This window comes from Caldibacillus sp. 210928-DFI.2.18 (assembly GCF_020554505.1).
Taxonomy (GTDB): Bacteria; Bacillota; Bacilli; order Bacillales; family Caldibacillaceae; genus Caldifermentibacillus; species Caldifermentibacillus hisashii.
In genome coordinates this window covers 1-22,827 of sequence record NZ_JAJCHL010000022.1, presented here as the reverse complement: position 1 = coordinate 22,827, position 22,827 = coordinate 1, and the positions used below count along the sequence as shown (strand labels likewise).

At 38.9% G+C, this 22,827-nt stretch carries 24 protein-coding genes and 1 other annotated feature; of the genes, 23 read left to right on the top strand and 1 reads right to left on the bottom strand.

Annotation, left to right across the window (positions count from 1 at the left end; genetic code table 11):
* Positions 1–41 precede the first annotated feature (41 nt).
* The 8 genes from hrcA (at position 42) to deoC (ending at position 8,965) form a co-directional block, all read left to right on the top strand.
* The gene (hrcA, locus tag LIZ98_RS06855) at positions 42–1,070 is read left to right on the top strand and encodes a heat-inducible transcriptional repressor HrcA (protein WP_227138875.1); all 1,029 of its coding nucleotides are present in this window, start codon (positions 42–44) and stop codon (positions 1,068–1,070) included.
* Positions 1,071–1,219: 149 nt separating this feature from the next.
* Positions 1,220–1,858, top strand: coding sequence for a nucleotide exchange factor GrpE (gene grpE / locus LIZ98_RS06850; RefSeq protein WP_255601944.1), 639 nt, complete (start codon positions 1,220–1,222; stop codon positions 1,856–1,858).
* A gap of 30 nt (positions 1,859–1,888) precedes the next feature.
* Positions 1,889–3,721, top strand: coding sequence for a molecular chaperone DnaK (gene dnaK / locus LIZ98_RS06845; protein WP_034771167.1), 1,833 nt, complete (start codon positions 1,889–1,891; stop codon positions 3,719–3,721).
* A 228-nt stretch (positions 3,722–3,949) separates the two neighbouring features.
* Positions 3,950–5,086: a molecular chaperone DnaJ gene (dnaJ, locus tag LIZ98_RS06840; protein WP_095141284.1), complete on the top strand. Its 1,137-nt coding sequence runs from the start codon at positions 3,950–3,952 to the stop codon at positions 5,084–5,086.
* A 113-nt stretch (positions 5,087–5,199) separates the two neighbouring features.
* On the top strand, positions 5,200–6,135 hold the full coding sequence (prmA, locus tag LIZ98_RS06835) for a 50S ribosomal protein L11 methyltransferase (protein ID WP_227138873.1): 936 nt from the start codon (positions 5,200–5,202) through the stop codon (positions 6,133–6,135).
* A gap of 26 nt (positions 6,136–6,161) precedes the next feature.
* Positions 6,162–6,914, top strand: coding sequence for a 16S rRNA (uracil(1498)-N(3))-methyltransferase (locus LIZ98_RS06830; protein ID WP_227138872.1), 753 nt, complete (start codon positions 6,162–6,164; stop codon positions 6,912–6,914).
* A gap of 5 nt (positions 6,915–6,919) precedes the next feature.
* Positions 6,920–8,278, top strand: coding sequence for a tRNA (N(6)-L-threonylcarbamoyladenosine(37)-C(2))-methylthiotransferase MtaB (gene mtaB, locus LIZ98_RS06825; protein ID WP_227138871.1), 1,359 nt, complete (start codon positions 6,920–6,922; stop codon positions 8,276–8,278).
* Positions 8,279–8,314: 36 nt separating this feature from the next.
* Positions 8,315–8,965, top strand: a complete 651-nt coding sequence (gene deoC / locus LIZ98_RS06820) for a deoxyribose-phosphate aldolase (RefSeq protein ID WP_227138870.1) — start codon at positions 8,315–8,317, stop codon at positions 8,963–8,965.
* Positions 8,966–9,013: 48 nt separating this feature from the next.
* Here deoC and LIZ98_RS06815 read toward each other — a convergent pair whose 3' ends face one another.
* Entirely contained in the window at positions 9,014–9,943 is a 930-nt protein-coding gene (locus tag LIZ98_RS06815; protein WP_227202998.1) for a Na/Pi symporter, read from the bottom strand.
* A gap of 163 nt (positions 9,944–10,106) precedes the next feature.
* Between LIZ98_RS06815 and rpsU the strand changes: the two genes are divergently transcribed.
* The 15 genes from rpsU (at position 10,107) to recO (ending at position 22,464) form a co-directional block, all read left to right on the top strand.
* Entirely contained in the window at positions 10,107–10,280 is a 174-nt protein-coding gene (gene rpsU / locus LIZ98_RS06810) for a 30S ribosomal protein S21 (RefSeq protein WP_033828375.1), read from the top strand.
* Between the two features lie 12 nt (positions 10,281–10,292).
* The gene (locus LIZ98_RS06805) at positions 10,293–10,739 is read left to right on the top strand and encodes a GatB/YqeY domain-containing protein (RefSeq protein ID WP_034771149.1); all 447 of its coding nucleotides are present in this window, start codon (positions 10,293–10,295) and stop codon (positions 10,737–10,739) included.
* 159 nt (positions 10,740–10,898) lie between these two features.
* Complete coding sequence (locus LIZ98_RS06800; RefSeq protein ID WP_034771145.1) at positions 10,899–12,215, top strand: NfeD family protein; 1,317 nt, start codon at positions 10,899–10,901, stop codon at positions 12,213–12,215.
* A 31-nt stretch (positions 12,216–12,246) separates the two neighbouring features.
* Positions 12,247–13,236, top strand: a complete 990-nt coding sequence (gene floA, locus LIZ98_RS06795; protein ID WP_108898309.1) for a flotillin-like protein FloA — start codon at positions 12,247–12,249, stop codon at positions 13,234–13,236.
* A 23-nt stretch (positions 13,237–13,259) separates the two neighbouring features.
* A complete protein-coding gene (locus LIZ98_RS06790) occupies positions 13,260–13,760 on the top strand; it encodes a hypothetical protein (RefSeq protein ID WP_227138868.1) in 501 nt (166 codons plus the stop codon).
* 93 nt (positions 13,761–13,853) lie between these two features.
* The gene (gene yqfC, locus LIZ98_RS06785) at positions 13,854–14,138 is read left to right on the top strand and encodes a sporulation protein YqfC (RefSeq protein ID WP_034771140.1); all 285 of its coding nucleotides are present in this window, start codon (positions 13,854–13,856) and stop codon (positions 14,136–14,138) included.
* 226 nt (positions 14,139–14,364) lie between these two features.
* Positions 14,365–15,570: a sporulation protein YqfD gene (yqfD, locus tag LIZ98_RS06780; RefSeq protein ID WP_227138867.1), complete on the top strand. Its 1,206-nt coding sequence runs from the start codon at positions 14,365–14,367 to the stop codon at positions 15,568–15,570.
* Positions 15,571–15,584: 14 nt separating this feature from the next.
* On the top strand, positions 15,585–16,538 hold the full coding sequence (locus LIZ98_RS06775) for a PhoH family protein (RefSeq protein WP_082026150.1): 954 nt from the start codon (positions 15,585–15,587) through the stop codon (positions 16,536–16,538).
* A 416-nt stretch (positions 16,539–16,954) separates the two neighbouring features.
* Positions 16,955–19,036 carry an HD family phosphohydrolase gene (locus LIZ98_RS06770; RefSeq protein WP_227138896.1) on the top strand — a complete coding sequence of 694 codons (2,082 nt, stop codon included), beginning with the start codon at positions 16,955–16,957 and terminating at the stop codon, positions 19,034–19,036.
* Between the two features lie 5 nt (positions 19,037–19,041).
* Positions 19,042–19,512 carry an rRNA maturation RNase YbeY gene (ybeY, locus tag LIZ98_RS06765; protein ID WP_041846250.1) on the top strand — a complete coding sequence of 157 codons (471 nt, stop codon included), beginning with the start codon at positions 19,042–19,044 and terminating at the stop codon, positions 19,510–19,512.
* Between the two features lie 13 nt (positions 19,513–19,525).
* Positions 19,526–19,888 (top strand): diacylglycerol kinase family protein, encoded by a 363-nt coding sequence (locus tag LIZ98_RS06760; RefSeq protein ID WP_034771130.1) that lies wholly within the window; start codon positions 19,526–19,528, stop codon positions 19,886–19,888.
* A gap of 227 nt (positions 19,889–20,115) precedes the next feature.
* The gene (locus tag LIZ98_RS06755; protein WP_034771128.1) at positions 20,116–20,514 is read left to right on the top strand and encodes a cytidine deaminase; all 399 of its coding nucleotides are present in this window, start codon (positions 20,116–20,118) and stop codon (positions 20,512–20,514) included.
* Complete coding sequence (gene era / locus LIZ98_RS06750; protein WP_227138866.1) at positions 20,507–21,418, top strand: GTPase Era; 912 nt, start codon at positions 20,507–20,509, stop codon at positions 21,416–21,418. Before LIZ98_RS06755 ends, era begins: the two co-directional genes overlap by 8 nt.
* 128 nt (positions 21,419–21,546) lie before the next feature.
* The gene (locus LIZ98_RS06745) at positions 21,547–21,687 is read left to right on the top strand and encodes a YqzL family protein (RefSeq protein ID WP_227138865.1); all 141 of its coding nucleotides are present in this window, start codon (positions 21,547–21,549) and stop codon (positions 21,685–21,687) included.
* A gap of 33 nt (positions 21,688–21,720) precedes the next feature.
* Complete coding sequence (recO, locus tag LIZ98_RS06740; protein ID WP_227138864.1) at positions 21,721–22,464, top strand: DNA repair protein RecO; 744 nt, start codon at positions 21,721–21,723, stop codon at positions 22,462–22,464.
* A 99-nt stretch (positions 22,465–22,563) separates the two neighbouring features.
* Positions 22,564–22,737, top strand: a binding site (T-box leader).
* The last annotated feature ends 90 nt before the right edge of the window (positions 22,738–22,827 follow it).

Here is a 22,827-nt window from a genome sequence, read left to right as displayed (position 1 = left end):
TTAGCACTCCCATTAGATGAGTGCTAAAAGGAGTGATCGTAATGTTAACAGAGCGTCAATTGTTAATATTGCAAATCATAATTGATGACTTTATTCGTTCTGCACATCCGGTTGGGTCAAGGAGTTTAGCGAAAAAGAAAGGCATTTCTTTCAGTTCGGCAACCATTCGTAATGAAATGGCAGACTTGGAAGAATTAGGTTTTATTGAAAAAACCCATACATCTTCCGGGCGGGTCCCTTCCGAAAAAGGATATCGCTTTTATGTCGATCATTTGCTTTCCCCTGAAAAGGTAAGTCATATAGAGATTAAAAGGATTAATGACCTTTTTACGGAAAAGATTTATGAAATGGAAAAAGTTATCCAAAATGCCGCGAAAGTTTTATCGGAATTAACGGAGTATACAGCGATCGTCTTAGGTCCAACCGTAGAGGATAATAAATTAAACAGATTTCAAATTATCCCGCTTAACGCTGAGACTGCCATTGCCGTTATTGTTACAAATAAAGGGCATTTAGAACACAAACTGTTTTCTTTGCCCAAATCGGTTAATTCTTCTGACCTTGAAAAAACCGTAAATATATTGAATGAACGACTTGTAGGAATGCCAATTCTTGAATTGCAATCAAAGTTAATAAATGAAGTTGTCACTTTAATTAGAGAAAATGTCCATAATTATGAAGAAATGCTCAGATCTTTATTGGATGTATTATCCGTTCCATCGAATGAAAAACTGTACTACGGCGGTAAAACCAATATGTTGAAGCAGCCGGAGTTTCAAGACATCGAGAAAATCCAAGGAATTATGAGTTTAATGGAAGAGGAAAATGATTTTTATCAAATTTTAAAACAAACGCCTTTTGGTATCCATGTAAAAATTGGTTCGGAAAATAAAATTCCGGTGATGGATGATTGCAGTTTAATTACGGCCACATATAGTATTGGTGAAGAACAGGTTGGGACGATTGCCATATTAGGCCCTAAGCGGATGCACTATTCCAAAGTGATTAGTCTGTTAAATCTACTGAGCAAAAATATGACCGTTACACTAACAAAGCTATATGATCTCTGATGGTTCAAATTTTGGCTAAAAGAAAATGGAATCAATTCTTCTCCGCACGTTTCCATTTCCGGTACGTGCGGATATAATTGTTTGTATATTTTTAGAAGCAAGTTTACCAGGAGGTGGATGTAGTGGCGGAGGATAAAAAACAGGTTAAGATGGAGGAAAGAAGTGTGGATGAAGAAATAGAAGTGAAAACAAATTCGAATGAACAGCAAGAAGAAAAAAAGTTTCAAAATGAACAAGTCGAACCAATCTTTGCTGAGGGAGATAAGACGGACACATCAGCTGAACAACAAACAGATGAAAACCACCAGGATGAAGTGACAGATGAAACCGCCGAATTAAAAGCAAAGATTGAACTGTTAGAGAAAGAATTGGATGAAAAAGATAATCGACTGATCCGTGTTCAAGCTGATTTTGATAATTATCGAAAGCGAACACGAAATGAAATCGAGGCCATCGAAAAATATCGTTCCCAGCCACTTGCAACGGAATTATTAACTGTTGTTGATAACTTTGAACGTGCCCTTCAAACAAATGTAACAAGTGAAGATGCAAAGGCACTGTTGCAAGGGATGGAAATGGTTTATAAAGGAATGCTTGAGGCATTTAAAAAAGAGGGAATCGAACCAATTGAATCCGTTGGGAAAGAATTTGATCCGCATGAACATCATGCCGTTATGCAAGGTTCAGATGAACAAGTCAAATCGAATATTGTTCTTGAAGAATTCCAAAAAGGATATCGATTGAAAGACCGGGTGATTCGTCCGGCGATGGTTAAAGTGAATCAGTAGTACATATTCAAGTGAATGGAGGATGAAACTATGAGTAAAATTATTGGTATAGACTTAGGTACAACAAACTCTTGTGTTGCTGTTTTGGAAGGCGGGGAACCTGTTGTTATTCCAAACCCTGAAGGTGGAAGAACAACTCCATCGGTCGTTGCTTTTAAAAATGGGGAACGGCAAGTGGGGGAAATTGCCAAACGTCAGGCAATTACGAACCCAAACACAGTCATTTCGATTAAACGGCATATGGGAACAAATCATAAAGTAAATATTGAAGGAAAAGATTATACACCTCAAGAGATTTCCGCCATCATTTTACAGCATTTAAAATCATATGCGGAAAGTTATTTGGGAGAACCGGTTACAAAAGCTGTCATTACAGTGCCTGCCTATTTTAATGATGCACAAAGACAGGCAACAAAAGACGCCGGTAAGATTGCTGGATTGGAAGTCGAACGGATTATCAACGAACCGACTGCGGCCGCACTTGCTTACGGTTTGGATAAAACTGATCATGAAGAAAAAATTCTTGTATTCGACTTAGGCGGCGGTACATTCGACGTGTCCATTCTTGAACTTGGTGACGGGGTATTTGAAGTTATTTCAACTGCCGGAGATAACCATCTTGGTGGAGATGACTTTGACCAAGCCATTATCGATTACCTAGTTGATGAATTTAAAAAAGAAAACGGAATTGATTTGTCTCAAGATAAAATGGCATTACAAAGATTAAAAGATGCCGCGGAAAAAGCGAAAAAGGATTTATCCGGTGTATCAAGTACACAAATTTCATTACCATTTATTACAGCCGGTCCAAGTGGTCCGCTCCATCTTGATGTAACTTTGACCCGGGCAAAATTTGATGAATTGACTGCGCATTTAGTTGAAAGAACAATGGGCCCGGTTCGCAGAGCTTTGGAAGATGCCGGCTTATCAGCAAACGATATTGATAAAGTTATTTTAGTCGGTGGATCGACAAGAATTCCTGCTGTACAAGAAGCAGTTCGGAAGGAAACAGGAAAAGAACCGCATAAAGGTGTCAACCCGGATGAAGTGGTTGCTATGGGAGCTGCTATCCAAGGCGGTGTTATTTCCGGTGACGTAAAAGATATCGTATTACTTGACGTTACACCACTCTCGCTAGGTATTGAAACGATGGGTGGCGTGTTTACAAAATTAATCGAACGGAATACGACGATTCCAACATCAAAATCGCAAATTTTCTCAACCGCTGCCGACAACCAAACGGCAGTAGATATTCATGTGTTGCAAGGTGAACGTCCAATGGCAGCCGATAACAAGACATTAGGTCGTTTCCAATTGACTGATATTCCACCTGCACCACGTGGCGTGCCACAAATTGAAGTTACATTCGATATCGATAAGAATGGAATCGTCAATGTCAGTGCAAAAGATTTAGGTACTGGAAAACAACAAAAGATTACCATTCAATCGAATTCAGGGCTTTCTGATGAAGAAATTGAACGGATGGTTAAAGAAGCGGAACGAAATGCGGAAGCAGACAAAAAACGGAAAGAAGAGGCAGAACTTCGCAATGAAGCTGACCAACTCGTCTTCACGACTGAAAAAACACTAAAAGAAGTAGAAGGAAAAGTGGACGCCGGTGATGTGAAAAAAGCACAAGAGGCAAAAGACGAATTGAAAAAAGCAATTGAAAGCAATAATTTAGATGACATTCGTGCGAAAAAAGATGCGTTACAACAAATTATCCAAGACATTTCAATGAAGTTATATCAACAAGCCGGAGCCGGTACACAAGGTGCCGAAACAAATAAAGAAAATCAATCATCGGGAAAAGATGATAATGTTGTCGATGCTGATTTTGAAGAAGTTAATGATGATAAATAATGTAGTATTCTAACAGGGTAGTGGTAAACGTCTAAAAAGTCAAAGTCAAGTTCACTTGGCTTTGACTTTTTGCAGTATTGCCCTTATTAGTGGGGATTTGATCCCCGGCAAGAACGGGCATGAAGGCATATCTGATGGAAGGTTCATTAAAATCTTTTATTAGTTGCTAATTATCTTCCAGCGGTGTTAGAATAATTTGTATGTGAAAATGTTCGGGGAGTGGAAAGAATGGCTAAACGGGATTATTATGAGATCCTCGGTGTAAGTAAAGATGCATCAAAAGATGAAATTAAACGTGCTTACCGGAAATTATCGAAGCAATACCATCCTGATATTAATAAAGAGCCCGGTGCAGATGAAAAATTCAAGGAGATTAGTGAAGCTTACGAGGTTTTAAGTGATGATACGAAAAGAGCCCAATATGACCAATTTGGACATGCCGGAGCTAATCAGGACTTTGACGGATTTGGTGGATTTGGCGGCTTCAGTGATGCCGGGTTCGGCGGTTTTGAAGATATTTTGAATACATTTTTCGGTGGCGGAAGTACGAGACGTCGTAATCCGAATGCACCAAGGCAAGGGGCCGATCTTCAATATACAATGACGCTTACATTTGAAGAAGCAGTTTTCGGTAAGGAAACAGATATTGAAATTCCAAGGGAAGAACAATGTTCGACATGTCACGGTTCCGGCGCAAAACCGGGTACTCATCCGGAAGAATGTCCGTACTGTCATGGCAGTGGGCAAATTAGTACAGAACAAAATACACCTTTTGGCCGTATCGTCAATCGAAGGGTATGTCATCACTGTGGAGGAACGGGTCAGGTAATCAAACATAAATGCCCGACATGTCACGGTACCGGGAAAGTGAAAAAGCGGAAAAAAATTCATATAAAAATTCCGGCCGGTATTGATAATGGTCAACAATTACGTGTTGCCGGTAAGGGTGAGCCCGGAATTAACGGGGGACCAAATGGTGATTTGTATATCATCTTTCAAGTAAAAGAACATGAGTTTTTTGAAAGGGACGGCGATGATATTTATTGTGAAATGCCAATTTCGTTTGTCCAAGCTGCTTTAGGGGATGAAATTGAGGTTCCAACACTTTATGGCAAGGTCAAATTAAAAATTCCTGCAGGTACACAAACAAATACAAAATTCCGTCTTCGTGGTAAAGGTGTGAAAAGTGTCCGCAGCACAACACCGGGTGACCAGCATGTAATTGTTCGAATTGTTACGCCCACAAAATTAACAGAGAAACAAAAACAACTCCTTCGTGAATTTGCTGAAATTAGCGGAAAGACTCCTGATGAACAAACAGATACTTTTTTTGAAAAAGTGAAGCGGGCATTTAAAGGCGAATAATTAGACTTTATTCAGATGAATGATTACTTTTAGCTGCGAATTGATAATATCGTGACTCGACTAAAACAACAATCGGACAGGAAAAGTCACATAATTAAGAGGAGTTGTTTCAAATGAAATGGTCTGAAATAAGCATCCATACGACAAATGAAGCGGTTGAGCCAATTTCGAATATTTTATATGAGGCTGGTGCGAGCGGAATCGTCATTGAGGATTCATTCGAACTGTATAAAGAGCGAAAAGATCAGTTTGGTGAAATTTACGAATTGGATCCTCATGATTACCCTGATGAAGGTGTTATTATGAAGGCATATTTACCGGTTAACAGCTTTCTTGGGGAAACGGTTGAAGAAATTAAACAGGCTATAAACAACTTGATTTTATTTAATATTGATATTGGAAAAAATAAAGTGACAATCAGTGAAGTCCATGAGGAAGAATGGGCCACAGCTTGGAAAAAATATTACCATCCGGTCAAAATTTCAAGTAAATTTACGATTGTTCCAACTTGGGAAGAATATGAGCCTGTTAAGACCGATGAACTCATTATTGAACTTGATCCGGGCATGGCCTTTGGAACCGGGACACATCCGACAACCGTCATGAGTATTCAGGCGCTGGAACGGACGGTAAAACCCGGTGATTTCGTCATTGATGTCGGCACAGGCTCCGGTGTTTTAAGTATTGCAGCAGCCCTTCTACAGGCGGATGAAGTATTGGCGCTTGATTTAGATGAAATCGCTGTTCAGAGCGCCAAATTGAATGTGAAATTGAATAAAGTTGACGCGAAAGTAACGGTTAAACAAAATAATTTATTGGACGGGATTAATCAAAAGGCCAATATTATTGTCGGAAATTTGTTAGCTGAAATTATTCTCCGGTTTACAAATGATGCACATGCTTTATTAAAGGATGGCGGCTATTTCATTACATCCGGCATTATCAACCAAAAACGGAAAGAAGTAGAAGACGCCCTTTTACATGCCGGTTTTACAATTGAGGAAACGTTAGTTATGGAAGATTGGATCACTTTTATTGCCAAAAAATAATCTGCTTTAGAAAGTGTGAACAGACAGTGCAACGTTATTTTCTGGAAAACGATGAATATGAAAATGGAAAAATCGAGATTCGCGGGGATGATTTCCACCATATTGTTCGGGTTATGCGGATGTCAGTTGGGAGTAAAATCGACGTTGTGTTCCCTAATGGGCAGACCGCCATATGTGAAATAGCCAACATTTTACCGGATGTTCTTGAAGCAAAAGTGGTTTCGGTTCGCGATGAAGTTCGTGAGCTGCCGATCAAGGTTACAGTTGCCGGCGGGTTGCTAAAAGGGGACAAATTCGATATAGTAGTTCAGAAGGGAACTGAATTGGGAGCCGCTGCGTTTCTTCCATTTACTTCCGAACGATCCATTGTAAAATTGGAAGAAAAGAAAAGGAAGCGACGATTGGAACGTTGGCAAAAAATTGCCAAAGAAGCTGCTGAACAATCGGAACGAACCATGATTCCGAAATGTTTAGAACCTGTTTCCTTCCAAGAATTATTATTAATTAGTCAATCATATGAAAAAAAGATAGTCGCCTATGAGGAGGAGGGGCGAAATCATCACCGTGAACAACTCCCCCAAACGTTAAAAGAGTTGCAAGCGGGTGAGGCTCTCCTTTTTGTTTTTGGTCCGGAGGGAGGATTCACGAAAGCTGAGATCGATGCATTAAAGGCGAATGACTTTATCGTATGCGGCCTTGGTCCAAGGATTCTTAGGGCTGAAACTGCACCTTTGTATGTACTGGCTGCGATATCATTTTATTTTGAATTATTGAGGTGATCTGTTTGTCTACCGTCGCTTTTTATACACTTGGATGTAAAGTAAACCATTATGAAACAGAGGCGATTTGGCAGCTGTTTAAACAAAATGGGTATGAACGTGTGGAGTTTGAACAAAACTCGGATGTGTATGTCATTAATACTTGTACAGTTACCAATACCGGTGATAAGAAAAGTAGGCAGGTAATCCGTCGTGCAATTAGGCAAAATCCGGATGCCGTTATTTGTGTTACCGGTTGCTATGCACAGACCTCACCTGCAGAAATTATGGAAATTCCCGGTGTTGACATTGTCATCGGAACACAAGACCGGTTAAAAATGCTGGATTACATTGAGCAATACCGTAAGGAGCGGAAACCGATCAATGCCGTTCGTAATATTATGAAAAACCGTGTCTATGAAGAAATGAGTGTTCCATATTTTACCGACCGTCATCGTGCTACCTTGAAGATTCAAGAAGGTTGTAATAACTTTTGTACGTTCTGCATCATTCCTTGGGCAAGAGGATTAATGCGTTCCCGCGATCCGAAAGAAGTCATCCGGCAGGCTCAAACTCTTGTTGATGCGGGATATAATGAAATCGTGTTAACCGGAATACATACTGGTGGTTACGGTCAAGACTTAAAGGATTATAATTTAGCGATGCTTTTAAAAGACTTAGAAGAGCAAGTGCCCGGTTTAAAACGACTGCGCATTTCCTCCATTGAAGCCAGCCAACTGACAGATGAAGTGATTGATGTGATTGAAAAGTCAAAAGTTATTGTGCGCCATATGCATATTCCGCTCCAATCCGGTTCTGACACCGTGTTGAAACGAATGAGAAGAAAATACACCATGGCCGAATACGAAGAAAGATTATTGAAATTGAAAAAGGCTGTACCGGATTTGGCGGTAACTTCCGATGTCATTGTCGGTTTTCCGGGTGAAACAGAAGAAGAGTTCATGGAAACGTATAATTTTATTAAAAAGCATAAATATGCAGAACTCCATGTATTCCCGTACTCAAAACGGACCGGAACCCCTGCCGCCCGTATGGAAAACCAAATTGATGAAGCAGTGAAAGAAGAACGGGTCCATCGCTTGATTGCCTTATCGGATCAGTTAGCGAAAGAATATGCCTCTCGTTTTGAAGGGGAGGTATTGGATGTAATCCCGGAAGAACCTTACAAGGAAGACCCAAATAGCGGTTTATACGAAGGTCATTCTGATAATTATTTGAAAGTAGTTTTCCCTGCAACGGAAGATATGCTTGGGAAAATTGTCCGCGTGAAAATTACCAAAGCCGGTTATCCATACTGTGAAGGTCAATTTGCCCGGGTTATCGACAACGAAACATATGTAGCAAGTGAAAAACTAATTATTTAACCGGATAGCAAATTTTTCCTAAAGGAGCGAACAACCATGGAAATTGCAAAATATATTGATCACACTTTACTTAAAGCGGATGCGACCAAGAGTCAAATTGAAACATTATGTAATGAAGCGAAAGAATATGGCTTTTTCTCAGTATGTGTGAATCCAACTTGGGTTTCATTTGCCGCTAACATTTTGGAAGGCTCTGATGTGAAAGTTTGTACAGTAATTGGCTTCCCGTTAGGTGCGACAACATCAGAAACGAAGGCTTTTGAAACAGTCAATGCGATCCATAATGGTGCCAAAGAAGTCGATATGGTCATTAATATCGGTGCGTTAAAAAGCGGTGATCTTGACGCCGTAAAAAACGATATTGAAGCGGTTGTCAATGCAGCAAAAGGTCAAGCGTTAGTAAAAGTCATTATTGAAACTAGTTTATTAACCGATGATGAGAAAAAAACCGCTTGCCGATTAGCGGTCGAAGCGGGTGCTGATTATGTAAAAACATCAACCGGTTTTTCAACTGGCGGTGCGACTGCCGGTGATATTCAATTAATGCGTGAAACAGTTGGACCTGAGATTGGTGTGAAAGCTTCCGGCGGTGTCAGAACTGCCGCCGATGCCAAAGCGATGATTGAAGCCGGAGCCAGTCGGATTGGCGCAAGTTCCGGTGTTGCTATTGTAAAAGACTGGAAATAATCGTAAGAACCCAAATTACTCTTTCTTTGAGTAGTTTGGGTTCTTTTTTTATTTTCCCTTATTACCATGCAAATTTTCAATAAACGCAGCGAATGGTTTTGCAAACGGCAGGACAAGGAGTGAAACAACAATATTAAAAACAACACTGGCGTGGGCTAACTGTTTTTCCGGAATGAGGCTTAGATGCTCCATATACTTGGCAAACGTTTCCGTAAATGGAAGAAACAACAGAACACCGACCACGTTTAACCAAATATGGGCATAGACGGATAATTTTGCTTCCCGTCCTCCACCAATACTGGCGATATATGCATCAAGGCATGTTCCAATATTCGAACCGAGCATTAAGGCAATCGCAGCGGGCAGATTTACGATGTTTGCATTCATAAAACCCATGGCAATACCGGTCATCGCTGTACTCGATTGAATAATCGCTGTTAAAATACATCCGACAATTGCGGAAACGAGTACACTGTTGTTAACATTTGCGATCAAAGGCCGGATGGCGTCACTGTCTGCCAAAGGGGCTGCTAAATGTTCAAAACCGAACATGGCCAAAAAAATGGCGCCTAACCCATAAAAAAACAAACCGATATTCCGCGCTTTCGTCATCGGAATTAATATAAAAATACTGCCTAAGATTAACAAGGGGATAATCATTTCATCGGTCCCATAGGCTAAAAATTCAACCGTTGCAGTCGTCCCGATATTCGTCCCAAGAATAATACCGATTGACTGCGGAAATGATAACAGACCGGCGGAAATAAATCCAACAGTTAAGATCATAACGGCCGAACTGCTTTGTAACAGCACGGTAATTATTATTCCAAATAGCAAACCTTTAAAAGGAGTTGAAGTGAACCTCAGCAGCCACTCCTTCATTATTTTTCCGGAAATATTCATTAAACCGGTACGCATGACCGTCATACCGCCGATAAATAGCAATATATATAAAATAAACTGGAAAATTGATAGCATGTCCTCACCCCATTCCATTTTATTGTCAGGCGGGAGAAAACATGTCATCAAAATTTGACGTTGATTAGTTGACCAAACTTGATTTTTTTATTATAATTTTGTAGGTACATGGAATTTCCCATGTGTTTGATGTAAGGTGTTTTGTTCGGAGGGAGGGAAAGATATGTCAAAAACAGTCGTTCGTAAAAATGAATCCCTTGATGATGCATTGCGTCGTTTCAAACGTCAAGTATCAAAAACGGGTACGCTGCAAGAAGTTAGAAAACGCGAATTTTACGAGAAGCCAAGCGTAAGACGGAAGAAAAAGTCTGAAGCTGCTAGAAAACGGAAATGGTAAGAGGGTGTAAAAATGAGTCTTCTCGAACGTTTAAATGAAGATATGAAACACGCGATGAAGAACAAGGAGAAGGAAAAACTCTCAGTCATTCGGATGATTAAAGCGGCTTTGCAAAACGAAGCGATTAAGCTTGGCAAAGAATTATCCGAAGAGGAAGAGATTACCGTTCTTTCACGTGAAGTCAAACAACGAAAAGATTCCCTCCATGAATTTGAAAAAGCAGGTCGGACGGACTTAGCTGAAAAAATCAATACAGAACTTACTTATGTCAAAGAATATATGCCTGAACAATTAACTGAAGATGAAATAAAAGAAATCGTCAAAGAGGCTATCCGGGAAGTGGATGCTTCTTCTAAATCCGATATGGGGAAAGTCATGGCAGTTGTTATGCCGAAAGTAAAAGGAAAAGCTGATGGTTCGCTCGTGAACAAAATTGTTGTAAGCGAGTTATCAAAATAGATACAGCTTTCATAGATAAAAAAGGTTGTCCATTTTGTCTTATCCATGGACAGCCTTTTTCATTTAAAAACCGCTTCTATAATTATTTATAAAAAATGAAACCATTTTCGCTCCCATCCGTATTATAAGTTAACCTTTGAAAAGAAGGGAGGCATTGCTTTGCATAAGAAGATTTTACGGTTAAGTTTTCTTCTGATTTTACTCCCGTTTCTGTTAATGACCTTCCATGAAACAGATGCGAATAATGATCTTGTTTATTATGCTAAGATTGATAGTGAAGTAACGAAAGGTCTATCCGAGTTTATCGGGCGTGCCATTTCCACTGCCGAAGAAAATCAAGCTAATGCGATCATTTTTGAAATCCATACACCGGGTGGAGCGGTTGACGCAGCTTCAGATATTGCAAAAATTTTAGGCGATACGGATGTGAAAACAATCGCCTTTATCAACCATGATGCTTTATCGGCCGGTGCATATATTGCATTGAATATGGATGAAATTTATATGGTCCCCAATGCAACGATCGGTGCTGCTGCAGTCATCACACAAAACGGAAATGCCGCAGATCAAAAAGCACAAAGTTATTGGCTGGCGGCAATGAAATCCGCTGCGGAACAAAACGGTAGAGATCCCATTTATGCGATGGCGATGGCGGATGATTCCATTGATCTTCCGGAATACGGCGCTCCAAAAGGAAAATTATTGACTTTGACTGCCGCCCAAAGTGTTGAAGTCGGTTATGCAGAAGGAATTGTTGCAAATAAAAATGAGCTGTTGAATACATTAGGGTACGAAAATGCAGAAATCAAACAGGTAAATAAATCCTGGTCGGAGCGGATTGCTGAATTTGTAACAAATCCGTTTATAGTCCCGATTTTATTGACCATTGCCAGTCTCGGGTTAGTCATTGAACTTTATTCACCGGGTTTTGGTCTTCCGGGAATTGCCGGTCTGACTTCACTGCTCTTATTTTTCTACGGACATTATATTGCTGGACTCGCCGGATATGAATCGCTAATTTTATTTATTTTAGGTATAATATTAATTGTTGTTGAATTATTTGTTCCCGGGGGTATTGTCGGATTTCTCGGTCTGGGAAGTATTTTATTTTCCATCATTTTAGCCGGGAAAAGTATTGTTTTTATGAGCATAAGTTTATTCATTGCAATAGCAGTTGCAATAACGGCGATGGTGATTCTAATGAAGTTTTTTGGGAAAAAAATCAAAGTGTTCAATAAGATTGTGTTGAGTGATTCAACAAGTACAGAAAAAGGTTATGTCTCAAATGCGTCAAGAACAGACTTGTTAGGAAAAACAGGTATAGCCCTCACCCCGCTGCGCCCATCGGGGACCATCATTATTGATAATGAGCGCATTGATGCGGTGACAGAAGGCGGCTTTATCAATAGCGGTGCTCGTGTTGAGGTTGTGGAGGTAGAAGGCGTTCGTATCGTTGTTCGTGAACTGGTTGATTAAATTATTTAACATATAAAAAGGAGGATCATTCATGCCCTTTAATTTTGTTCCATTAATTTTTGCAGCGATAATTATTATTTTTCTCGTTTTATTATTATCCTTTATTCCGGTGGCACTCTGGATTTCCGCTTTAGCTGCAGGGGTAAGGGTAAGTATTTTTACATTAGTTGGGATGCGCCTGAGAAGAGTTATTCCGGGCCGAATCGTTAATCCGTTAATTAAAGCCCATAAAGCCGGTTTGCCTGTCGGGATTAACCAATTGGAAAGTCATTATTTGGCCGGAGGAAATGTCGACCGTGTTGTCAATGCACTGATTGCCGCCCAAAGAGCAAATATTGATTTGACCTTTGAACGTTGTGCAGCGATCGACTTAGCAGGACGGGATGTATTGGAAGCCGTACAAATGAGCGTTAACCCGAAAGTGATTGAAACACCGTTTATTTCCGGGGTTGCCTTGGATGGCATTGAAGTGAAAGCAAGGGCAAGAATTACCGTTCGGGCCAATATTGATCGTCTCGTCGGTGGTGCCGGTGAAGAAACGATTATCGCCCGTGTTGGTGAAGGGATTGTCAGTACAATCGGGGGATCAAGAGACCATAAAGCCGTACTTGAAAACCCGGATCTAATTTCACAAACTGTTTTGAAAAAAGGTTTAGATGCCGGAACTGCCTTTGAAATTCTATCGATTGATATTGCCGACGTAGATATCGGTAAAAATATCGGTGCGATACTGCAAACGGACCAAGCTGAGGCCGATAAGAAAATTGCTCAGGCAAAAGCAGAAGAGCGCAGGGCCATGGCTGTTGCCACAGAACAAGAAATGGTGGCTCGTGTTCAAGAAATGAGAGCAAAAGTGGTGGAAGCAGAATCCCAAGTTCCGCTTGCTTTGGCAGACGCATTAAAATCGGGAAATCTCGGTGTTATGGATTATATGAATTATAAAAATATCATGGCTGATACCGATATGAGACAATCAATCAGTAAAGCAACGGATATTAATAATGATCAAGATAAAAAGTAGAAAGATGAAGGGGGAATTCCCTCATGATCGAATTTATATTGAATAATATACCTCTTGTAATCATAATTATAGGCGGGATTCTTTCTTTACTTGGAAGGAAAGAAAATAATAAAGATACATCAACTAAACCGATAAACCCCCTTCCGCCCGTGAAGAAAGATATACGGCAAGCTGAGAAAACGACAGAGAAAAAAGAAAAACCTTTTGACGTATTAAAACGGGAAATGGAAGAGAAATTAAGACAAGAAGTTCAAAAACATCTGCCGACCGTCACTCAGCAAGCGAAAAAAATAAGGCCGGTGATTGAGGAAAAGAAAACAGAGGTAGTCCAAACCGCTCAAACAACAAAGCAGCTTCAACAGGAATATACAAACTTAAAAACAGAATTATCAAGGAAGCAAGCAATGGCTTCTCAACCATTGCCAAACCGATCTGCTCATAAAGTCGTTGAGGGGATTATATGGTCAGAAATATTAGGACCCCCTCGTGCCAAAAAGCCGTTTCGCCCAAATAATAAGATATAATGTGCTTCCTTACTTTGAAATAAAATGAAATAAGAAAAATAGTGCTAGAACCCTCTTTCCATTCATAATTATGAATGAAAGGGGGTTTCTTTTTTGGCGAAAAAATGGAGACAGAAAATGCGCAGATGGATTACAAATCAGCTGGATCTCCCGGAAGATGTTATGATGGATTTTCCCCGGATAACCATGGTGGGACAAATTCATATTTATATTGAAAATCATAAGGGACTACTCTCCTTTTCAGATAAAGAAATCCGTATTTTATTAAGTCAAGGGCAATTATTGATTAAAGGAAAAGCATTTGTCATTAAAACGATTTTACCTGAAGAAATATTGTTGGAAGGGAAAATTGAACAGGTGCTCTTTATACCAGAGTAAATACTATTCGGAAGAGTTTACTGTTTGCCCGTTTTTTCAAGTCTAACTGGAGCTCTTTATATCAGAACAACAACCATTCGGCGGGGCAAAACCGCTGGATGGCTCGAATCACCACTTGCACGAGAGAGATGTACATATAAGAATTATTCGGCGAAGAGAGCCGTTCAAGTGTAGAAAGAATCTTCACTTGATTGGCAAAAAGAAGGTTGGCAGATGGGGTGTGGTTATGAAAAATTTATGGTTTCACAAGTTATCAGGTCATTTAACCGTAAAAATTGAAGGGAAAGGAATGGAGCGTTTTATCAACCAACTAACCAGGGATAAGGTACAAATTTGGAATGTAAAACGTGTCGAGCCTAATGTGGTCACATTCCAAATGTTTATAAAAGACGTTCCCTTCCTTAGACAAGCCGTTCATTATCATCAAGTAAAAGTTAGATTTATTAAAAAAGCAGGGTTTCCTTTCTACTTGAAAAGATTAAAGAAAAATGCAGGTTTTCTGCTCGGTGCCGTCATTGCCCTCTTTATTGTGCTACTATTATCCAATATGATTTGGAACATTGAAATAAAAGGTGCAAGTCCGGAAGTAGAGTATAAAATCACCAATCAATTGAAACAACTAGGAGTAAGAAAAGGTGGATTTCAATTTTTTATTGATGACCCGGAAACCATTCAGCGAAAGCTTTCCAATATGAATGAAGATATTACTTGGATTGGTGTGGAGTTAAAAGGGACAACCTATCATTTTCAAGTGGTTGAAAAAGAGCAGCCGGAACCACAGGAGAAAAAAGGTCCTCAGCATCTGGTTGCGAAAAAAGAGGCTGTCATTGTAGATTATTTCGTTGAAAAAGGACAGCCTGTCATTTCTGTTCATGATTTTGTCAAACCGGGTCAGCTTTTAGTCTCTGGGATTATCGGCAAAGAGGATGAACCTCAATATGTATCTGCTAAGGGAGAAATTTTCGGTAAAACATGGTATGATACCGAAGTGGAGGTTCAATTACACAATCAATTTGAATTAATGACTGGTAATGAAGTGAGACGGACGGCAATTAAAATCGGTCATTTATCGATACCGATTTGGGGATTTAAAAAAGTGCAATATCAAAATAAACAACAAGAGCAAGACGAGACGGCGATAAAGTTTTTAAAATGGACGTTGCCTATAGCTATTGAGAAAACTACCATTCGGGAAGTCGAAATTCATGAAAAAGCATATAATGAGGAAGAAGCAAAACAATTGGCTTTATCCATTGCAAAGAAGAATGTCATTGAATCGATCCCGAAAGATGCTAAAATTGTGGAAGAAAAAGTTTTGCATGAAAAGGTAGAGAATGGTAAATTAAAATTATTGGTAACTTACGATGTGATTGAAAATATTGCAAAAGAAGAACCGATTATTCCGCAAGAAGAGCCAATTATTCAAAATTAGGGGTGTTGTCATTTTTGAATACACTAGAATATCCTTTAGATGATTTAGAAAATCCGATTGTTTTATTCGGAACAGCAGATAGCCATTTAAAATTGATTGAAAATGAGTTGGGTGTTTCGATCACGACAAGAGGTGAAGTGATCCGGATTACAGGTGAAGAAGCGAATATCCAATCGGCGAAACATATTTTAAACGCCCTTCACCAAAATGTTCAAAAAGGAATTACGATTAGCCCTCGTGATGTTTCATTAGCCTTACAAATGGAAAAACAAGGGACAATCGAATATTTTAATGAATTATATAAAGAAGAAATTACGAGGAATGCAAAAGGAAAACCGATTCGTGTAAAGACATTGGGTCAGCGTCAATATGTTCATTCAATAAAAAATCATGATCTTGTTTTCGGAATTGGCCCGGCCGGTACAGGAAAAACTTACTTGGCCGTTGTATTGGCCGTTCATGCGCTAAAAAATAATCTGGTGAAACGAATCATTTTAACCCGTCCGGCTGTGGAAGCGGGAGAAAGTTTAGGGTTTTTGCCCGGGGACTTAAAAGAAAAAGTTGATCCTTATTTAAGACCATTATATGATGCACTTCATGATGTCCTTGGACAAGAACATACCCAAAGATTAATCGAACGCGGATCGATTGAAATTGCTCCGCTTGCTTATATGCGTGGCCGTACACTAGACGATGCTTTTGTTATCCTTGATGAAGCACAAAATACAACGCAGGCGCAAATGAAAATGTTTTTAACAAGACTCGGTTTTGGTTCCAAAATGGTCATTACCGGGGACTTAACACAAATTGACTTACCACGTGGGATACATTCAGGTCTTTCGTCGGTAGAAAAGATTTTAAAGAACATCCCGGATATTGCTTTCGTTTATTTGGAAGAAAGTGATGTTGTACGCCATCCATTAGTTGCGAAGATTATTCATGCGTACGAGCATTTTGATACAAATTAAGGCTGTACCAAAATATACCCGGCAATCGTTGAAGTTTATTGGGTGGTTCGTTACGGTTGTCGGGTTAAGCGGACAGCCTCTTTTGCATTTTATTAATAATTAGATTTTCGCTTGGCTTGCGATAGGTTTCACAACCCATTGCTTTTTTGCTTTAATAGTTGATTAAAAATTGCTTTCATCGGGATTTAACCAAAATCGGCCACTTTATCTGTAACAAAAAAATTCCAACTGATCGTACGGGCAACCTTGCTGGAAATCTATATTTAACGTATAATCTATTATTACTACAATTTAGCAGAAAAATTCTGTACAATAATATACGAACGTACCTTTTTGGGGGCCTGACGAGTGTGAAAACAAATAAAAAGTTTTTCATTAAAAGACTAGTCAAATTGAATAAAAAGCTAACCTACTGGATGGTCTTTCTTACTATCGGCTTAGTCATGTTTTTCTCCATGTACAGTAATGTCAAACCGGCTAAATTGGATGTGGAACAATTTTCGATTGCAAAGGAAACAATACGTTCTCCGATTACAATTGAGGATAAAGAACAAACTGAAAAAAAACGGAATGAAGTGGTTAGTCAAGTTAAACCACAATATGTGATGAAACAAGAATATACGCAAAACCGTGTTGATTTGATTAGTTCCATCTTTGATTCGGCTATTGACTTGCAAAATGAACTGGTAAAAAATTCAGCGGCGACCGAAACTCCTGACAGTCCGGTAAGTGTACCGTCAGAAAATGAGCGATTGGAATGGCTAAAGGAAAAACTTACCAATACTGTAAACAATGATCTTTCGGAAACAACGCTTAAAGCTCTTGTAAACCATACAAAAACCGATTTATCAATAGCAAAAGACGCAGCGGTAACAGCAGTCAATAAAGTTATGACCGAACGAATTTCCGCAAATGAAGTGGAAAACGCAAAGAAAAAAGTGGAAGATCAAATTCGCTACATTTCATTGCCGCAAGATTTAAAAAATGCAACGATTGAGCTCGGCCGATATGCGATTATCCAAAATGAATTTTATGATCCGAAAGCCACGGAAGAATTAAAAAAACAGGCGAGTGAAAATGTTGAACCTGTAAGGATTCTGCAGGGACAAATTATTGTGGAAGAGGGCCAATTAATTGATCAGGAAATTTACCGGCAACTTCAATTGCTCGGTCTATTGGATAATAATAATTCGCATCTGCCTTTTATCGGCTTACTTTTATTTGTTCTTATTCTTTTAGCAAGTATATTCTCCTATTTTCGGGGATATAAGCGGCAAGATCAAAATCAGCAAAAGGAATTACTAATTTTCGGTACCATATTGATTATTTCATTCATAATCATGAAAGGGATCAGTTTGATTCCGGTTGATAATGTTGATTTGGCCATCATTTTTCCGGCAGCCATGTGTTCAATGCTCATAAAAATACTGCTTAATGATCGTCTCGGTTTTATCGGTACGGTAATTTTAGCCGCAAGTGGTGCGATTATTTTTAATAGCCAAACATCCGGTCCTTTTCATTTAATCATTAGCCTGTACATTTTATTTAGCGGATTAAGTGGGCTATTCTTTTTAACAAATCAAAATCATCGCACAAAAATTTTTCAAGCAGGTCTGTTTGTATCGCTCGTAAATATTGTTGTTATTGTTGCCATGCTCTTTATTCCAAATTCAAAGTTTTCCGGCATTCATTATTTGTTTTATGTAGTGATGGCAATTTTCTCCGGCGTCCTTTCGTCTGTATTAACGATCGGACTATTACCATTTTTTGAAGCTGGGTTTGGCATTTTATCAACCATGAAATTAATCGAATTATCGAATCCAAATCACCCTTTATTGAAAAAAATCTTAACGGATGCCCCCGGTACCTATCATCATAGTGTGATGGTCGCAAATTTAGCGGAAGGTGCATGTGAAGCCATTGGAGCAAATGGGTTATTAGCAAGAGTGGCAAGCTACTACCATGATATCGGGAAAACGAAAAGACCAAGCTTTTTTATCGAAAATCAAATGAATATGAGCAACCCGCATGATCGATTGACACCGGAACAAAGTCGGGATATCATCATTGCCCACACAACTGAAGGGGCTGAAATATTAAAAGCCCATCGAATGCCAAAAGAAATCGTTGATGTGGCAGTACAGCATCACGGAACAAGTTTTTTGAAATTTTTTTACCATAAAGCGAAAGAAATGGGGAAAGATGTAAGTGAAAATGATTTTCGCTATCCGGGGCCGAAACCGCAAACGAAAGAAATTGCTGTGATAAGCATCGCCGATAGTGTTGAAGCGGCTGTCCGTTCGATGGCGAATCCGACGATGGAAAAAATTGAACAGCTGGTAAAAAATATTATTAAAGATAAGTTAAATGACGGGCAATTGAGTGATTGCGACCTAACGTTTAAAGAACTGACGATTATTGAAAAAACATTGTTAGAAACTCTACATGGCATCTTCCATAATCGGATCGAATATCCGGAAATAAAAAATGAAAGGTGAAAAAAATGACATTAGAAATTGACTATATAGACGAAACAGGAGAATTAGCACCTGAACAAGTGCAACAAATATTACAGTTATTACAATTAGCGGCGAAACGGGAAGAAGTAATCGGAGACAGCGAGTTATCATTAACTTTTGTCGATAATGAAAAGATTCATGAAATTAACCGGGAATATCGAGGAATCGATCGTCCGACTGATGTGATTTCCTTTGCTTTGGAGGAAAATACAGAAGGTGAAATGGAAATTATCGGACAAGATATGCCGCGTGTGTTAGGTGATATTATCATTTCCATACCAAGAGCAAAACAGCAAGCAGAGGAATATGGTCATTCGTTTATGAGAGAATTGGGTTTCCTTGCTGTTCACGGGTTTTTACACTTGTTGGGCTATGATCACGGAACAAAAGAAGAAGAGCAGCAAATGTTTTCGAGACAAGAAGAAATTCTCCAAGAGTTTGGATTAACCAGGTAGGGAAGGTTCTACCATGAGGAGATTCTTTTTATCTTTTCGCTATGCATTTGAAGGATTAATGACCGCTTTTAAACGTGAAAGAAATTTAAAAGTACATATGATTGCAGCTTTCCTTGTGATCGTTTTTGGCTTTGTCTTTCAGCTAACCATTTCTGAGTGGATGATTCTTATCCTAACTATAGCCGTTGTGATTATTGCTGAATTAATCAATACCGCTATTGAACGGACCGTCGATTTGGTGAGTCCAAAATATCATCCGCTGGCGAAAGAGGCAAAAGATATTGCTGCGGCTGCCTGTCTCATTTCCGCTGTAACAAGTGTGATTATTGGAATTTTGCTGTTTGGTTCCAAGCTTTATATCTTTTTCATTGATTAATTGAAATTTCCTTCTAAGGTATAGCCTTAAATGAGGTTAACTACAGATTTTTCTAACCAACAAACACGAAAGGCCGGATTTTTTCGTAAAATCTTTTTAAACGCTTAGTATTAATGCCTATAATTCGAAAATATAAAAGAGTTAGTCTATTCTACAAATTGACTATTAACAAATGGATATTTTTATAGTAAAATAAATTTAAGTCAGTAAGAAAGGATTCGACAGTGATGGATATTGAACAATTAATTGAAGAAGCAAAAGAAGCAAGAAAACAAGCATACGTCCCTTATTCCAAATTTGCCGTTGGAGCGGCGTTGCTGACGGAAAATGGTAAAGTATACCGAGGCTGTAATATTGAAAATGCAGCCTACAGTATGGCGAATTGTGCCGAAAGAACTGCATTTTTTAAAGCGATTTCAGAAGGTGAAAAAAACTTTAAATTGTTGGCTGTTGTTGCCGACACGGATCGGCCCTGCTCTCCTTGTGGTGCTTGCCGTCAAGTGATTTCAGAATTTTGTCCGCCCGATATGAAAGTTGTTTTAACCAATCTAAAGGGCGACTTGCTGGAAACAACCGTCAAAGAGTTATTACCGGGCGCATTTAACGCGGGTGATTTACATGAGTAACGGTGAAAAGACATACAAATCAGGTTTTATCACCATCATTGGTCGCCCCAACGTAGGAAAATCGACATTTTTAAACAAAGTAATCGGTCAAAAGATTGCTATAATGAGCGACAAGGCACAAACGACAAGAAATAAAATCCAAGGAGTTCTCACAACCGAAGAGGCGCAAATGATCTTTATCGATACACCTGGCATCCACAAACCGAAGCATCGTTTGGGGCAATTTATGATAAAAGTGGCGACAAACACATTGAATGAAGTAGATCTTATTTTATTTATGGTTAATGCTTCGGAAGGATTTGGTCGCGGTGAAGAATTTATTTTGGAGAAATTACAAGGGATTCAAACGAAAGTATTTTTAGTTATTAATAAAATTGATTTAGTTCATCCGGATGATTTAATCACCATCATTGACCGGTATAAAGACAAATTTCCATTTTCTGAAATCGTACCGATCTCTGCTCTCGAAGGAAATAATGTGGATCATCTACTTCATACGATCCAAAAATATTTGCCTGAAGGTCCACAATATTATCCGAGTGATCAAGTAACCGATCATCCCGAAAGATTTATTATTGCCGAGCTAATCAGGGAAAAAGTACTCCAATTAACTAGGGAAGAGATTCCACATTCGGTAGCGGTAATCATTGAAAAAAATGAAACGAGAGAAAACGGAACCGTCCATATTATGGCAGCCATAATTGTTGAAAGAGATTCCCAAAAAGGGATCATTATCGGAAAACAAGGAAGTATGCTCAAGGAAGTCGGGAAGAGGGCGAGAACTGATATTGAAAATTTGCTCGGGTCAAAAGTGTTTTTGGAATTATGGGTGAAAGTTCAAAAAGACTGGCGGAATAAAGCGTCTCTCCTGAAAGAATTCGGTTATCGTGAAGATGAATATTAATGATTTTGTTGTCGCCGATGATTAAGAAAATGACAAAATCTGTAACTTATGATTTTTTTAAAGTAAGGAAACATAACGATTAGGTTAAGGTCTTAGCTAGTTTAAAAATTTGAAAGGTGGGGATTTCCATGTTACATTTTACTTGGAAGGTTTTTACCCAAACAGGAAATATTGACACATATCTCCTTTACAAGGAATTATCAAAAGAAATGGAACAAGCACCAGAAAATAATCTAGAACTAGCTGATGTTGATATTTCTGTGACCTGAAACCTTTACGTTAAAATCGGATGGTGACCTTCAATGCTTCAAAAAGTTGAAGGTATTGTTCTGCGCTCGATCGATTATGGAGAAACGAATAAAATATTGACCATTTATTCTCGTGAAATCGGAAAATTTGGCGCTGTGGCCAGAGGAGCGAAAAAACCAAACAGCCGGCTTGCCTCTGTGTCACAGCCTTTTACTTATGGGTATTTTCTTTGTTTCACCGGTCAAGGTTTAGGAACAATCCAACAAGGTGAAATCATTGAGATATTTCGCTCAATCACGAATGATCTGATCTCCACGGCCTATGCTTCATACATAGTTGAATTGTTAGATAAAAGTACCGACGAGCGTAAGAACAACCCTTTTTTATTTGAATTGTTATATCAAACCTTGAAATATATAGACGAGGGATATGAACCTCAAATTATCAAAAATATTTTCGAGATAAAAATGCTGCCCGTTTTAGGGTTGCGTCCAAATTTTGACTGTTGCGCCATTTGTGGAAATCAGGACGGTCCATTTGTTTTTTCAATTAAAGAGGCCGGTATTTTATGTGAACATTGCCTGCATCATGATCCGCATCATTTAAAGGTTAACCAAGCGACCATCCGCTTATTACGACTGTTTTTTCATTTTGATCTTAATCGGTTAGGAACGATTAATGTAAAAGAATCAACAAAAAAGGAACTTGAGACATGTATATCCGCTTATTATGAAGAATATTCCGGTTTATATTTAAAAGCGAAAAAGTTTTTACAACAGTTGGATAAACTTCAATAACTTTCATTAGTCAACAGTGAAAACAAATCAGCTGCTCAATATTCGGTGGATATTGACATGAATCATTTTTTTCGATATGATACGTTAAAAATATACTTTTTTATTGCAGTGAAGGAAAGGAGTACTTAATTACCTCTATAAGAGCGAACCTAGGATGGTGCAAGCTAGGTATAGAGCATTAAGGAATGGCGTTCCTGAGCAATTTGTAATAAAGGTGGTCGGCAAAAATCCGGCAAATAGGGTGGAACCGCGGGAAAAACTCTCGTCCCTATGCTGTTCATTGGCATAGGGATGGGAGTTTTTTGTTCTAGTATAAGAAAGTATAAAAATACAGGTAAATAACTCGGGATTAGTTTTATTGTC

Bases quoted from the DNA above. Each gene is read 5' to 3' on its own strand.
- hrcA (WP_227138875.1), top strand. From the start codon at position 42: ATGTTAACAGAGCGTCAATTGTTAATATTGCAAATCATAATTGATGAC.
- grpE (WP_255601944.1), top strand. From the start codon at position 1,220: ATGGAGGAAAGAAGTGTGGATGAAGAAATAGAAGTGAAAACAAATTCG.
- dnaK (WP_034771167.1), top strand. From the start codon at position 1,889: ATGAGTAAAATTATTGGTATAGACTTAGGTACAACAAACTCTTGTGTT.
- dnaJ (WP_095141284.1), top strand. From the start codon at position 3,950: ATGGCTAAACGGGATTATTATGAGATCCTCGGTGTAAGTAAAGATGCA.
- prmA (WP_227138873.1), top strand. From the start codon at position 5,200: ATGAAATGGTCTGAAATAAGCATCCATACGACAAATGAAGCGGTTGAG.
- deoC (WP_227138870.1), top strand. From the start codon at position 8,315: ATGGAAATTGCAAAATATATTGATCACACTTTACTTAAAGCGGATGCG.
- LIZ98_RS06815 (WP_227202998.1), bottom strand. From the start codon at position 9,943: ATGCTATCAATTTTCCAGTTTATTTTATATATATTGCTATTTATCGGC.
- rpsU (WP_033828375.1), top strand. From the start codon at position 10,107: ATGTCAAAAACAGTCGTTCGTAAAAATGAATCCCTTGATGATGCATTG.
- LIZ98_RS06805 (WP_034771149.1), top strand. From the start codon at position 10,293: ATGAGTCTTCTCGAACGTTTAAATGAAGATATGAAACACGCGATGAAG.
- floA (WP_108898309.1), top strand. From the start codon at position 12,247: ATGCCCTTTAATTTTGTTCCATTAATTTTTGCAGCGATAATTATTATT.
- LIZ98_RS06790 (WP_227138868.1), top strand. From the start codon at position 13,260: ATGATCGAATTTATATTGAATAATATACCTCTTGTAATCATAATTATA.
- yqfD (WP_227138867.1), top strand. From the start codon at position 14,365: ATGAAAAATTTATGGTTTCACAAGTTATCAGGTCATTTAACCGTAAAA.
- LIZ98_RS06770 (WP_227138896.1), top strand. From the start codon at position 16,955: ATGGTCTTTCTTACTATCGGCTTAGTCATGTTTTTCTCCATGTACAGT.
- ybeY (WP_041846250.1), top strand. From the start codon at position 19,042: ATGACATTAGAAATTGACTATATAGACGAAACAGGAGAATTAGCACCT.
- LIZ98_RS06760 (WP_034771130.1), top strand. From the start codon at position 19,526: ATGAGGAGATTCTTTTTATCTTTTCGCTATGCATTTGAAGGATTAATG.
- LIZ98_RS06755 (WP_034771128.1), top strand. From the start codon at position 20,116: ATGGATATTGAACAATTAATTGAAGAAGCAAAAGAAGCAAGAAAACAA.
- era (WP_227138866.1), top strand. From the start codon at position 20,507: ATGAGTAACGGTGAAAAGACATACAAATCAGGTTTTATCACCATCATT.
- LIZ98_RS06745 (WP_227138865.1), top strand. From the start codon at position 21,547: ATGTTACATTTTACTTGGAAGGTTTTTACCCAAACAGGAAATATTGAC.
- recO (WP_227138864.1), top strand. From the start codon at position 21,721: ATGCTTCAAAAAGTTGAAGGTATTGTTCTGCGCTCGATCGATTATGGA.